Raw genomic sequence first — 13,933 nt, 5'->3', positions numbered from 1 at the left:
ATAAATTATGAAAATTAAATCATTCATTTTATCCATTGCGCTTTTATCAGCAACAGCTGCATTTGCACAAAAAGGTGAATTGAGTACTGCTAAAGCCAGCTATGAAAAATACGATGGCATGAGAAGCATGGGAGCAAAACTTGCGATGCCAAGTCTGGAAGAAGCTAAAACATCCATCGACAAGGCATCGGCTAATGAAAAAACTGCTAATCTACCTGAAACATGGGCTATTCGTTCATTGATTTATGCCGATCTGGCAACTAGCGACAGCGTTGATGCGAAAGTAGCTCCTTATGTTGATGAAGCTGTTAAATCGATCAGCAAAACTCAGCAACTGGACACCAAAGGCGAACAAAAAGCAAATATCGAAAAAGCTAACCGTTTATTGGCTCAGGTGGTTTTGAACAAAGGCGTACGTGCGTTTAAAGCACAGAACTACACAGAGGCTTACAGTGCTTTCGATAGTGGTTTGAAATACATGCCTAACGACACTACTTTCACTTACTACGCGGCATTGTCAGCGGTTTCGGCTAAAAATTATCCAAATGCTATCACGAAGTACAAGCAATTAACGAGTACAAATTTCAAGGGACTTGAAGAAGTTTACGAAAACCTTGCGTTGCTTTATATGGATCAAAAAGATACAGCGGCTGCAATTGCAACAGCAGGCGAGGGTGCTAAAAAATTCCCGCAAAATAAAAATCTTGCGCAACGCGAAATCGAATACAGCTTGATGTCAGGCAAGCAGAGCGAAGTTATCAGCAAGATATCAGCCCAAGCAGCTAAGGAACCCAACAATAAAATTTATCCTTATTACCTTGGAATAGCTTACAGCTCGATTAAGGATTATCCAAAAGCAGAAGAAGCTTATAAAAAAGCTATCGCTGTTGACCCTTCTTATACAGATGCTTACATAAACCTGGGTGGCTTGATTATGAACAATGGCATTGACACTTATAATAAAGCAAATAAACTGCCGGCGACCAAGCAAAAGGAGTACGATGCTATGATGAAACAAGCAATGTCGAATTTTGACACGGCTTTACCGTACTTGCAAAAAGCAGCCGAATTGGATCCGAAAAGCAAACTAGCGCTTTCGAATCTGAAAACTTATTACCTTGTTAAAAAGAATTCAGCAAAAGCTGATGAAATGCAGAAAAAGATCGACGCATTATAAGAGCGACATAACCAAATAAAAAAAGCGATGATGTTATTCGTCGCTTTTTTTATTGGTGAGCTTTTTTCCATTCAATGCCTTTTTTCTTAATAGCTTCCGGAACGAGATTTTCACTATCGAATTTCTGTGTTACTGCATGATCGTCTTTATGCTTAATCAACAGCCATGAATTATCTTCAGCATTTTTAAACCGAACGAGAGCAAATTCGCCCTTTAATATGTTGCCATGAAGAATAAATTTTAAATCGCCTTGTTTCAACTCTTTTAGCAATCCTTTCTCATCCACGTTTTCCCGTAGAGGTTCATAGGTCCCTTCATCAAAAACAGAAACTGTTCCCGCGCCATAGTTTCCTTCAGGAATAGTTCCTTCAAATGTCCGGTAATCATAGGGGTGATCTTCAACCATCATGGCAAGACGCTTATCCGAAGGGTTGAGTGACGGTCCTTTCGGAATAGCCCAGCTTTTCAAAACACCGTCCATCTCAAGCCTGAAATCGTAATGCAAACGCGAGGCGTGGTGTCGTTGAACAACAAACCTGAGCTTCTTCGTGCTTTTTTTGATTTCTGCTTTCGGCTCGGATGTTTCTTCAAAATTCCGTTTTTCACTATATTTTTTTAAGCTCATAAATCAAATGATTATGCACCTTTACGGTTTAAACTCTGCATAAGCTGTTCGTACAGGTCGTCGCCGGTCGTTTTTGCTGGTTTAAGTTTTTTGATTGTCGGCCGTTTTCCTTTGGCCTTGGCTTCAATAATTTTCAGCAATTCCGTGTGATATTCGTCCTTAAACTTGGTAATGTCAAACTTGCTGGTGTACTGATCAATCAGTGCTAAACCGACATCAAGCTCCTTTTTAGTTACTTTAACTTCATTAGGACTAAAAATTTCCTCCGAAGAACGGATCTCCTGCGAAAACCGAATTTTTGTAATCACAAGCACATTTTCTACCGGATGAATTACACATAAGTTTTCCGATGTACGAAGCACAAAGCGCGCAACTCCAGCTTTTTTTGATTTTTTTAACGCTTCCATAAGGAGGGCATAGGCTTTCCGGCCTTGTGTTTCCGGCTCAGCGTAATACGAAGTTTCATAATACATCGGATTTATATCATCGATATTTACAAAATTCTCCAGTTCAATCATTTTAGTTTTCTCGGGACTGGCATCTTCAAAATCCTTAGTTTCGAGAATTACATAATTGTCTTTAATCTCATAGCCTTTTACAATCTTATCGAACGGAACTTCCTTGCGTGTTTTTTCATTAATACGCTGGTAGCGGATGCGTTCATGATCGCGACTATCAAGCATATCTAACGATAAGGAACTTTCCTGGACCGCAGAGTATAATTTTACGGGAATATTAACGAGGCCAAATCCAATTGAGCCTTTCCATATCGATCTCATTTTTAATGTTTTACGTCTCTTTAAATGTTTTGAAATAGAGTTGATCAATTTTATCGAAGGCCTCACGGATAATAAGCCTGTGTTCAGTTAGGAATTTCTTCAAGGATGTATATAATAAGTCTCCCTGCAACGCGTCGTCATATGCATCTAGTGCCGCGAGGTCGCCGTTTTTGCAAGTTTCTAAAATAACCTGGTCATTGTTGGAAGTAAATGCCGTCTTGATATTAAGCCAGTTTCTGTGAATTATTCCGAGAGGTCCGCCATTTTCATCGGATTGAACGGAACCACCATATCTGGATATTTTAACTGCAATATCATTAGCAATAGCTTCACGCTCGTTCGAAAATTGTTTGAAAAGTTCTTTCAGCTCATTGGATTCTGTTTTTTCGGCTGCTCTTAAATATCCTTGTTTTCCATCTTCAGCGATCGAGTATAAATGTTGTAGCTGTTTGATATAATGTTCCATAGCATATCGGTGTAATTATGCTAACGCTTTATCAAACAAATGGTTTATTGAAAACAACCGGTTTGGATGGAGCGGGGGTTACTTCAATTTTTTATTTAACATAATATAAATTATAAGACAAATTAAGTTATCCGATTTTAATAGTGGCTGGGAAATTTACCTCATATCATAACCAATTTACTTCACAAATACGATTAGATAATCGACCGAAATTCCAAAACTGCTTTTTTTAGGGTAATTTAAAGTCAACAAACTTTATTTAACTCTATCTAAACTCTACCAAGTTGAAAAACATTTTAATGGCAGTAATTTTAATTAGCGCCGTTAAGGCCTATGGTGTTGATAAACATCCGCTAATTAAAAACAGGTTTGTCTTCGCCGATGGATGCACACCAATAAGCACCTTGCCTTGTGCTAACCTAGATGTTAGCTTGCCTTATACGCTTAATTTCAATAGTTATGTCGCCAATACTATCGTTGATAAAAACGGTAACGGTACAGGCTTCACTATGGTGCGATCTATATCCGCATCTCGCGCATCCGGTGATGGCTCGCCAAGTAACAGCAGCGTTCCTGGCTACGAACCGTCAAAGTTAACGGTAAGCAATAGTACTCTTAAAATACTGACTAATAAAGGTATAGCGTCAACTACTTCAAACAACCAGTTAAATTCGCTTGGTGTGCGGGTTAATTCAACCATTAAACTTCAAATCGATACTAAGATCATTTTCCCATACAACGGAACTTCTTTTCAGCAAGGCGGCCTTTGGTTCGGTTTAAACGACAAAACTTTTTTAAAACTGGTTGCAGTCGGCAACAAAATTGAGTTTATGCGTGAGATCAATGATGTATCCGCGCAGAATGTTAATGATCAACGTGTTACCTCTACGATCAGCAACCTGGATAAAGACACTTTAAGACTCCGTTTGATTATCAATCCTGTCTCGCAAACTGCTGAAGCATTTTATTCAACCGATGGGATAAACTTTCTGAATGTCGGGGCATCTTACGCCACTAAAACGCTAAGTATCGCTGGAATGGGATTAACCAACAATACGGCCTATGCCGGTATTTATGCAACTTATAGAAATGGTTCTACACCGGTAACTTATACTTTCGATAATTTTTCTGTGGTAGAGGCAATCGCGAGCAAGCCAACAATAGCGCTCCAAAATCTTGATTATTTTCCATCGGACGGCCGGCTGGTTTTTTCCCTAATACAGGTACCCTGGAGGCGTACGAACGATGATGGCACTCACACGCCTTACAACGCAAACCACAATAAGGTAAAGCTCCGCATAAAAAATAATGGAACCGGTACCTTATCGGTTAGCAAACTTACATTATCAAATACCAGCCGGTGGAACCTTTCTTACTCGGGCTCGCTTCCTTTTCAATTAACAAGCGGTAAAACGATCGATGTAACCATTGAATTTAAGGCGCAGGACGCCGGATCAAGAGTGGCTTTACTTTTAGATCAGTTAACAATTACGTCAAATGATACTAGTTCGCCAACAAAGGCTGTTAAACTAAGCGGATTGTGGCAAAAGGAAGGCGAAAGTACCCGAGAGCCCTATACGCAGGAAATATTAAAGGTGTTTGGATTTACTACAAAAACGGGATATAATCATGATGATGGTTCAATTGACGGGTCCGCCGTTATAGCAAATTCTGACGAAGTAGCGGCCTCATATTTTGTAAAAGCCACTTCAACCAAACCGGTTACAGTTACACAGCTTGCGGCCTATCATGGATGTTGTGCAACCACTGAAACGATCTATTGGTTTGACAAGGGCTCGTCCGCGACTACAAAAATATTCACCCATATAGCGCTGGATGGCCAGTCGTTGTTACCAAGAAAGTCGGCTTCATCGACTATTCCGGCAAAAGCGTCCTTCGATCCGACAGGTAATTTTGGCTTTAAAGTAGGCAGCGCAAGTAGTGACAGGACAAAAAATGTCAGCGGAAAAATTGGTATTCGTGTTTGGCAAGTCAAAGATTATAACGGAAATATCGTTGCTAATACTTACATCCTCGGAAATGATTACCTGGGAACCCCATATACCAATTATGATTATCAGGACAATATCTATTATGTTGAAAATATTAAACTGGCAAGTTCAACGCTAAACGCCAGTGCACTGATGGCTACTGCCCAAATAGCAGATTCGATAATAATTGGCCAGACTGTTATACCGCTCGCACACCTGGATAATGCAGAACAAGCAGTTAACTATAAAAAGGCGGATTCCATGATCGCTGAAAATGTTCAGCGAAACAAGATCACCGTTTATCCAAACCCCGTGGCTGGAAGTAACGTTTCCGTGAGGATAGATAACTTTCCTCCCGAAGCTGCTGTGCAGGTGAGTATTTTGACTATGAACGGCAATATTTCGGAAACTCATGAAGTAAGTACCGATAATAATGGTGTCGCTGAATTAACATTTCAGAAAAGCAGCAAGCTGATAACCGGAATATATTTAATAAGAGCCTCAACAGCAACTACATCTTCAACAGCGAAATTGATAGTCCAATAATAAAATTGTTCTTGCAATGAAAATCCAGTCGATTGCGACTATCGTAAGTATGTCAGTTCAAGCTGCTTGTGATGGAAATAATACTGCTGCTGTTGTTATTGATAATCTTATTTATATTGTTAATTACGATACAGGCATTATTAATTCTGAAAATTTATCCGCACTATTTAAAAACACTGCCTAAAAGATTACAGCCACGGCAAATTTGCTATGTAAATTATGACAAGATCAATTTGCCGTTTTACAGGTTAAATTAGCCTGCTTTTAACCGCTTTCGGCAAACCTGCTACAACCTGGTCATACGAATGATCGATAAATTCGATGATTTTGCTAGCAGGCAGCGAACCGTTAAGATCAACAGTATTCCAAAGCTTTTTATTCATATGATATCCCGGCTTAACCTCCCCATATTGATCCCGTAATTCCTGCGCAAGCTCTGGATCGCATTTTACGTTCATTGTTAAAGGCGTGTCTAACGGTGCCAATAAAAACATCTTTCCGGCTACCTTAAAAACGATATGATCCGGTCCAAAAGGAAAAGTTTCTTCCACTTCTTTTTTTGAGATACAATACTCTCTGAGTTCTTCGATATTCATCAGATAAATTTTTGCAAATTTGCTTTCAATTGCGGAATATACGATTGCCCGAATAAATTCAGATGAATTAGCAAGGGATAAAGATTCCACAAAAAACAACGCTCCTGCCATTCTGGGGCTAAAGGAAAAACGTCGGTATAAGCCTGGTAAAATTCGCTCGAAAAGCCTCCGAAAAGTGTCGTCATCGCTATATCAATTTCCCGGTGGCTATAACTTACGGCAGGATCAATTAAAACCGGTTGCTGATTTAAGCCTGCCAAATAATTTCCCGACCATAAATCACCGTGAACCAAAGCCGGATCTTCTGTCGGATACAATTCATCAAATTTCGTGAATATTTGTTTGAATTTTAAATATAAATCACTGTTTACCAACTTATTATCGAATGCTATTTTGAGTTGGATCTCAAGTCTGTTCATAATAAAAAACTCCGTAAAATTATTGCAAAACGTATTTGTTTGCTTCAGCGAACCCATGTAATTGTCGAACTCGAGCCCGAATGATTCATGTGTGTTTTTATGCATTTCGGCGAGCCTCTCTCCTAGCAATCGCTGCGATTTTTTCGCTGTCTTATCTCCAGATGTAATCCACTCAAGTAATAAGAACTGTTCGTCGACGACAGCTCCTGTTGCAACAACGTCAGGCGTATTGATACTGCCGGAATTGGCTATAAGTTTTAACCCCTGCCCTTCTTTAAAGAGCATATCAGGATACTTCTTAAGATAGTTGAATTTGAGAAAATAAAACCCGGCGCCCGCTTTCAGTTTACAACAAAAGTTTATATCACCGCCCGAAACAATGCTTAATACTTCAAAATCACCGTTTCTTACTCCCTTTTGACGGAAGATCTGCTTTAGGTACAACGCTAAATGATCACTTAAAAACATGGCTTAAAATTACTTTCAAAAATTTATCTTTGCGGTTCGGATGAAGCATATACGGAATTTTTGCATTATAGCGCACATCGATCATGGTAAAAGTACATTAGCCGATCGATTGCTTGAATATACCAACACAATCACTCAACGCGAGGCGCAAGCCCAATTGCTTGATGATATGGACCTGGAGCGTGAACGTGGGATAACCATTAAAAGTCATGCTATCCAGATGAATTACAAACTGGATGGCCAGGATTACGTCCTGAACCTGATTGACACCCCCGGACACGTCGACTTTTCATACGAGGTTTCCCGTTCAATCGCTGCTTGCGAAGGGGCTTTACTTATTGTTGATGCTTCCCAGGGAATACAGGCGCAAACCATTTCCAACCTCTATCTCGCTTTAGAGCATGACCTGGAAATCATCCCGGTTTTAAATAAAATGGATCTTCCCGGGGCTATGCCGGAAGAAGTGAAAGACCAGATTGTTGACCTTATTGGTTGTAAGCGCGAAGAAATTCTGGCAGCTTCTGGTAAAACAGGAATGGGCGTTCATGAAATTTTACGCGCAATCGTTGAACGTGTGCCTGCACCGGTAGGCAATCCGGATGGCGAGCTTCAGGCATTGATTTTCGATTCCGTTTTCAATTCTTTTCGTGGGATTATCGCCTATTTTAAGGTTGTCAACGGTCAGATTCGCAAGAACGATAAAGTTAAGTTTATTGCAACTGGTAAAGAATATATTGCCGACGAAGTTGGTACGCTTAAGCTAAACCAGGTTCCGAAGGATGTTATAAAAACAGGCGATGTTGGCTACATCATCTCAGGTATTAAGGAGGCCCGGGAAGTAAAGGTTGGAGATACCATCACCACCATAGAAAATCCTTCAAAGGATGCGATCCAGGGTTTTGAAGAAGTAAAGCCGATGGTATTCGCCGGTATCTATCCGGTAGATACGGAAGACTATGAAGAGCTTCGCGAAAGCATGCATAAACTGCAGCTTAATGATGCGTCAATAGTTTTTGAACCGGAATCTTCGGCTGCTCTCGGTTTTGGATTCCGTTGCGGATTCCTGGGAATGCTTCACATGGAGATCATCCAGGAGCGCCTTGAACGCGAATTTGACATGACGGTTATTACAACCGTTCCGAACGTTTCCTACATCGCCTATACAACTAAAGGTGAAGAAATTGCTGTTAACAATCCCTCCGACCTTCCCGATCCGAGTAAACTTGAATACGTAGAAGAGCCATATATCAAGGCAAACATCATTACTAAATCTGAATTTGTAGGTCCGGTAATGTCGCTTTGTATTCAAAAACGCGGAATTATAATCAATCAGTCATATCTTACTTCCGACCGTGTTGAACTGGTTTTTGAAATGCCTATGGGTGAAATCGTATTTGATTTTTACGATCGCCTGAAAACCATTTCGAAAGGATATGCCTCGTTCGACTATCACCAGATAGGTTACAGGCAATCAGACCTGGTTCGATTGGATATTCGCCTTAACAGCGAGCCGGTAGATGCTTTGTCTTCGTTAATACACAGAAGTAACTCATATGATTTCGGCAAAAAGATCTGTGAAAAACTAAAAGAGCTTTTACCGCGCCAACAGTTTGAAATTGTAATACAGGCGTCAATCGGTGCAAAAATCATAGCCCGTGAGTCGGTGCGCGCTTTACGTAAAGACGTTACTGCTAAATGTTATGGCGGTGATATCTCCCGTAAACGAAAATTATTAGAGAAGCAGAAAAAAGGTAAAAAACGTATGCGCCAGGTAGGAAACGTGGAAATTCCTCAATCAGCATTTATGGCGGTTTTAAAATTGGATTAATAGATGGCGGATATGAGATTGAACCGATGTATGTCTCATATCTGATATCTCAATTCTCATATCTAAACACATGCAATTACTCGACGGAAAGTTCGTATCTGAAAAACTTAAAGAAGAAATTACAGCTGAAGCTGCAGGCGTTCTGGCAACAATTGGCAGAAAACCACATCTGGCGGCAATTTTAGTTGGTAACGATGGTGGAAGCGAAACTTACGTGGCGAGTAAAATGCGTAACTGCGAAAAGGTTGGCTTTAAGTCGACACTTATTCGTTATGACGAGTCGGTAACTGAAAATGAGTTATTAGATCGCATTAAAGAAATTAATAATGACTCTGAAGTAGATGGACTAATTGTTCAGTTGCCGTTACCTAAAAATATTGATCCTGAAAAGGTTACAGAAACTATCGACTATAAAAAAGATGTAGACGGCTTTCACCCGGTAAACCTTGGCCGGATGATGAGAAACCTTCCCTGTTTTATACCGGCAACTCCTTACGGCATATTAATGATGCTGGAAGAATATAAAATTGAAACCGCGGGAAAGCATTGCGTGATTGTAGGCCGCAGTAACATTGTAGGAAGCCCGATGAGTATATTACTTGCCCGTAACGATTATCCCGGTAACTGCACGGTGACCCTAACGCATAGCAGGACTAAAAATCTTACCGAGATTGTTCAAAGCGCCGATATTATCGTGGCCGCTATCGGAAAAAAGAATTTTATTACGTCTGAAATGGTTAAAGATAGTGCTGTAATTATTGATGTCGGTATTAACCGTGAGAAATCTCAAATTACAAAATCAGGCTATAAGCTTTATGGCGATGTGGACTTCGAGAATGTGGCTCCAAAGGCTTCCTGGATAACTCCTGTTCCGGGTGGTGTTGGATTAATGACGATAATCGGTTTGTTGAAAAACACGCTTGCCTCAGCGAAAAAAGAAATCTACAAATAGTTTATTTCGATCTCACAGCAGGTTGAGTCTGAATATTTTCCTGTACCGGTAAAAAACGTATTGTAGAGTTCAAAACAACTCTACAATATGAAAAAAATCGCTAAAACCGTACTGCTGCTGTTATTTCTAGCGTCTGGTTTAACTTTACATGCCCAGGATATTACAGACGGACAAACCATTAATCTGGATGGGTTAGAAGTCACTTTCCGTGTTGTCAATCAAGAAAGCGTTGAAATCAAGGGCGCAAAATTTGATCGCTATAAAGTTGTGGCCTCTGTTAAGAACAATACACAGAAGTCTTATAACGTTCGTCTTAAAAATTATCCTGACCCTTCATCTTTTACTGCAGGGAAACTAGTCGAATTAAATTGCGTTAATGCTACCGGAGCTAAACTTACTTCCAAAAAAATCGAAGTAAAAATGAATACCCAGCAGGTCAGTGTGACTTATCCTACGAAAGATAAAAATGACAAAATCATCAACTCGTTAATGGTTATAATCGCAGGTTATTACCTCGATCCCGGGCAGACAGTTGAAAATGATACAATTTTCATTGTGCCTAAGGATGAGAAACCAAAAGTTACAGTAAGACCTCTTAGCTAAGGATTATTCACCTAGTAATTGTTCTTTACTTTTTTGCAGATTATCCGCATCTTCTTGTGATAATTGCGGAGTTTTTAGGCTCATCGATTCAAGCGTTTCTTTAATAATTCCGCTTATTGCCAGCCGGGCAAACCATTTTTTATTCGCCGGAATGACGTACCACGGCGCATAATCTGTCGAAGTACTGGTTATAGCTTCTTCATAAGCCTTCATATAATCGTCCCAGCGTTCTCGTTCCTGCAAATCGAATGAGGAAAATTTCCAGTTCTTTTCGGCAGTATCAATACGTTCGAGAAAGCGTTTTTTCTGTTCGTCTTTTGAGATGTTTAAAAAGAACTTGATGATTTTGGTTCCGTTTCGGGTCAGATGTTTTTCGAAATCCCGGATGCTCTGATACCGATCCTGCCAAAAATCTTTGTTAACGTTTGGCGAATCAACCTGGCGTTCCTTTAAAAGCAAATCGGGATGAACCTTAGCTACCAGCACGTTTTCATAATGTGAGCGGTTATGTATGCCGATGCGCCCTTTTTCCGGCAAAGCCTTATAGTGTCTCCATAAAAAATCATGGTCATAATCTTCAGAAGACGGTTGTTTAAAACTGAAAACCTGGCAACCCTGTGGATTTAAGCCGCTCATCACATGTTTAATGGCGCTGTCTTTACCGGCTGCATCCATCGCCTGAAATATAATCAGCAGCGAATACCGGTCTGTAGCGTACAAACGATCTTGTAACTGCGCCATCTCTGATTTGATTTTTTCCATCTCTTGTTCTGCTGCTTCTTTTTCAAAGCCGCCAGTTTCGGAGGTATCTGATTTTTTTAAAGAAAGTTTGCTGTCTCGCTCAATTTGAAATTTTTTGGCTATGGAATTCATTTCTACGTTTATCTTTATTGCTGAAATTTTTTCGAGGATTTGCCGTTTATAGCGTATCCTGATTTAATATAAGAAGGTTTCCCCTAAGTATGTTTAAAGAGATTAAAAATAAGCCGCTTCGCATTGCGGTGATCGCTCTGTATTTTATAATTATTTTCTTCTGTGCTATCGAGCTGAACTTTTTGGGATTATTTGGTTATTCGCCTAGTGTTAAGGACATTAAGATGCCGAATATGCGCGTTGCATCGGAACTTTATACCGCCGACGGCAAATTGATCGGACGTTATTATAAGGAAAACAGATCTCCGGTTGAACTCAATAAAATATCACCAAGTGTTGTTAACGCTTTGGTTGCCACAGAGGATGTTCGATTTTATAGCCACAACGGCGTTGATTTTCGCTCATTGATTTCAGGCTTGATCTCTACAGCGTCCGGTGATCGTCGCGGAGCCAGCACTATTACCCAGCAGCTTGCAAAAAATCTTTATCGCACCCGCTATAATAAATCACAGGGCTTTATCAAGCATATTCCGTTTGTACGAACCATCGTTTATAAATTTAAAGAGTGGCTAACTGCCTTTAAACTTGAAAGAGTTTATTCCAAAGACCAGATTCTGACGATGTATCTTAATACGGTTTCTTTCGGAAATAATACGTTTGGAATAAAAACATCGGCAAAAAAATACTTCAATAAAGAACCTGGCATGCTTCAGCCGGAAGAGTCGGCTTTATTGATCGGCATGCTGAAGGCAACATCCTCCTATAACCCGGTAAAATATCCGGAGAAAGCTTTGGAACGACGCAATGTCGTCCTATCTCAAATGGAGAAATACGGTTATTTAAAACCCGGAGAATATAAAATTTACAGCGCAAGGCCTATAAAAATTACCATTGGCGAACTTGCTGACGATTCGGAAGGCGACTCATATCTTCGTTCTGCCGTAGCAAGATATCTCGATAAATGGTGTGACGAAAATGGTTACGACCTTTATGAAAGCGGATTGAAAATATACACGACGATTGATTCGCGAATGCAGAAATATGCTGAACAGGCAGTATCGGAGCAAATGAAAATGCTGCAGCGTCGCTTTGAAAATGTATGGGGAAATGAAATTCCATGGCGCGATTCGGAAGGAAAAGTAATACCTGATTTTGTTGAAAAAGCCTGCCAGCGTCTATCGTGGTATGACGAACTGAAGAAGAAATATAGCGGGAATCAGGATTCGATAGATCAGTTTTTGAACCGGAAGAAAAAGATGAAGGTTTTCAGCTGGGACGGCGACAAAGAAGTGAATTTCTCAACCACTGATTCTATTAAATACTACGCTAAAATTCTGAATACCGGGATGATGACACTCGATCCGTTTACCGGAAAGATCAAAGTGTGGGTTGGCGGGATCGATTTTAAACATTTTAATTACGACCACGTCAACCAGGCGAAACGCCAGGCGGGATCTACATTTAAACCATTTGCTTATTTAACCGCGCTGGAAGAAGGCATGAGCCCATGCGATAAGTTTACTGACAAGCCGGTGAAAATCGAATACCAGGAAAACGGAAAAACCGAATACTGGGAACCCAAAAATGCTGACTACAGCTTTTCCGGCCGTGAAATGTCATTGCGTTGGGCAATGGCGAAATCGGTAAATTCTATCACTGCGCAGGTAACCGAAAAAGTTGGATGGGACAATGTTGTCAAATATGCTCATCAATGCGGTATCGAAAGTCCGCTTGCATCAGTTCCATCGGTCAGTTTAGGATCCAATGATGTATCTGTTTATGAAATGGTTAAAGCCTATGGCACTTTTCTTAATAAAGGCGTGAAAACCGATCCGATACTGGTTGAAAAAATAACAGATCAGGATGGAAACATTATCGCAGATTTTAAACCAAAAATCGAACGGGCGATTTCTGAAGAGATAGCATGGCTTATGCTTTATATGTTCCGCGGCGGTATGGAAGAACCTGGAGGAACCTCGCAAAACTTATGGAGCTTCAATGATTTGTGGAAGAAAAACAATCAAATTGGCGGAAAAACCGGAACCTCATCCGATTACGTAGATGGTTGGTATATGGGTATTACAAAAGATCTCGTTACTGGAATCTGGGTTGGATGCGATGATCGGAGTGTCCACTTTCGGAGCTCAGAAAATGGCGAAGGAGCACATACCGCACTTCCTATTTTTGGACGGTTCATGGAGAAGGTTTACGCTGATCCCTCAACGGGAATTACATACGGCCCGTTTCCGAAGCCCGGCGTGAAAATCGAACGGGAATACAGTTGCCCGACACCTGTCTATCGTACCGATACAACTACTGTCGACAGTACTGCGGTGGATTCGCTGAATATACCTGAAATAATTGAACCACAGCAAGAACCTGCACCAGAAACCCAGCCGAAAGAACAGGCTCCGGCACCACAAAAAGATGTTCCAAAACCTGCGGAAAAGAACGATCAGGCAGTAACCAGTTCTGAAGAGGAAAAAACTCCAAAAGAAAAAAGACAGGAAGCCCGAAGGTTACGTAAAGAGAATAAAAAGGATTAAACTTTTTGATTTTGAAACCATCTATATTAGATGAGGTTTTTATTGTAAATTAGTATTGATTTCC

General features: G+C 40.4%; 13 protein-coding genes. 7 read left to right on the top strand and 6 right to left on the bottom strand.

Features of this window, described 5'->3' with window-relative positions:
- Positions 1-7 precede the first annotated feature (7 nt).
- A complete protein-coding gene (locus GS399_RS06730; protein ID WP_160843823.1) occupies positions 8-1,177 on the top strand; it encodes a tetratricopeptide repeat protein in 1,170 nt (389 codons plus the stop codon).
- A gap of 49 nt (positions 1,178-1,226) precedes the next feature.
- Here GS399_RS06730 and GS399_RS06725 read toward each other — a convergent pair whose 3' ends face one another.
- Genes GS399_RS06725 through GS399_RS06715 form a run of 3 tightly spaced genes read right to left on the bottom strand, consistent with a single transcriptional unit; the run spans position 1,227 to position 3,047 of the window.
- Complete coding sequence (locus GS399_RS06725) at positions 1,227-1,802, bottom strand: DNA polymerase ligase N-terminal domain-containing protein (RefSeq protein WP_160843822.1); 576 nt, start codon at positions 1,800-1,802, stop codon at positions 1,227-1,229.
- 11 nt (positions 1,803-1,813) lie between these two features.
- Positions 1,814-2,581 carry a non-homologous end joining protein Ku gene (gene ku / locus GS399_RS06720; RefSeq protein WP_160843821.1) on the bottom strand — a complete coding sequence of 256 codons (768 nt, stop codon included), beginning with the start codon at positions 2,579-2,581 and terminating at the stop codon, positions 1,814-1,816.
- 10 nt (positions 2,582-2,591) lie between these two features.
- Complete coding sequence (locus GS399_RS06715) at positions 2,592-3,047, bottom strand: ferritin-like domain-containing protein (RefSeq protein WP_160843820.1); 456 nt, start codon at positions 3,045-3,047, stop codon at positions 2,592-2,594.
- A gap of 299 nt (positions 3,048-3,346) precedes the next feature.
- Between GS399_RS06715 and GS399_RS06710 the strand changes: the two genes are divergently transcribed.
- On the top strand, positions 3,347-5,584 hold the full coding sequence (locus GS399_RS06710) for a T9SS type A sorting domain-containing protein (protein WP_160843819.1): 2,238 nt from the start codon (positions 3,347-3,349) through the stop codon (positions 5,582-5,584).
- Between the two features lie 16 nt (positions 5,585-5,600).
- A complete protein-coding gene (locus GS399_RS06705) occupies positions 5,601-5,768 on the top strand; it encodes a hypothetical protein (protein WP_160843818.1) in 168 nt (55 codons plus the stop codon).
- Between the two features lie 64 nt (positions 5,769-5,832).
- Here GS399_RS06705 and GS399_RS06700 read toward each other — a convergent pair whose 3' ends face one another.
- Both GS399_RS06700 and GS399_RS06695 read right to left on the bottom strand, forming a co-directional pair.
- A complete protein-coding gene (locus GS399_RS06700; RefSeq protein ID WP_160843817.1) occupies positions 5,833-6,180 on the bottom strand; it encodes an MmcQ/YjbR family DNA-binding protein in 348 nt (115 codons plus the stop codon).
- Positions 6,180-7,067, bottom strand: a complete 888-nt coding sequence (locus tag GS399_RS06695) for a fructosamine kinase family protein (protein ID WP_160843816.1) — start codon at positions 7,065-7,067, stop codon at positions 6,180-6,182. The genes GS399_RS06700 and GS399_RS06695 overlap by 1 nt, the downstream gene beginning before the upstream one ends.
- A gap of 40 nt (positions 7,068-7,107) precedes the next feature.
- On the opposite strand from GS399_RS06695, the gene lepA reads away from it, so the two are divergent.
- The 3 genes from lepA to GS399_RS06680 all read left to right on the top strand — a co-directional run bounded on the left by lepA (position 7,108) and on the right by GS399_RS06680 (position 10,450).
- Entirely contained in the window at positions 7,108-8,895 is a 1,788-nt protein-coding gene (gene lepA / locus GS399_RS06690) for a translation elongation factor 4 (RefSeq protein WP_160843815.1), read from the top strand.
- Between the two features lie 70 nt (positions 8,896-8,965).
- Positions 8,966-9,847 carry a bifunctional 5,10-methylenetetrahydrofolate dehydrogenase/5,10-methenyltetrahydrofolate cyclohydrolase gene (locus tag GS399_RS06685; protein WP_160843814.1) on the top strand — a complete coding sequence of 294 codons (882 nt, stop codon included), beginning with the start codon at positions 8,966-8,968 and terminating at the stop codon, positions 9,845-9,847.
- 87 nt (positions 9,848-9,934) lie between these two features.
- A complete protein-coding gene (locus GS399_RS06680) occupies positions 9,935-10,450 on the top strand; it encodes a hypothetical protein (protein ID WP_160843813.1) in 516 nt (171 codons plus the stop codon).
- 3 nt (positions 10,451-10,453) lie between these two features.
- On the opposite strand, the gene GS399_RS06675 is transcribed toward GS399_RS06680, so the two are convergent.
- Positions 10,454-11,323, bottom strand: coding sequence for a polyphosphate kinase 2 family protein (locus GS399_RS06675; RefSeq protein WP_160843812.1), 870 nt, complete (start codon positions 11,321-11,323; stop codon positions 10,454-10,456).
- Between the two features lie 89 nt (positions 11,324-11,412).
- Between GS399_RS06675 and GS399_RS06670 the strand changes: the two genes are divergently transcribed.
- The gene (locus tag GS399_RS06670) at positions 11,413-13,869 is read left to right on the top strand and encodes a transglycosylase domain-containing protein (RefSeq protein WP_160843811.1); all 2,457 of its coding nucleotides are present in this window, start codon (positions 11,413-11,415) and stop codon (positions 13,867-13,869) included.
- Positions 13,870-13,933 lie beyond the last annotated feature (64 nt).

The organism is Hufsiella arboris (assembly GCF_009834875.1).
GTDB classification, from domain to species: Bacteria; Bacteroidota; Bacteroidia; order Sphingobacteriales; family Sphingobacteriaceae; genus Hufsiella_A; species Hufsiella_A arboris.
The sequence above is the reverse complement of the archived record's forward strand: the minus strand, read 5'-3'. Positions and strand labels throughout refer to the sequence as shown.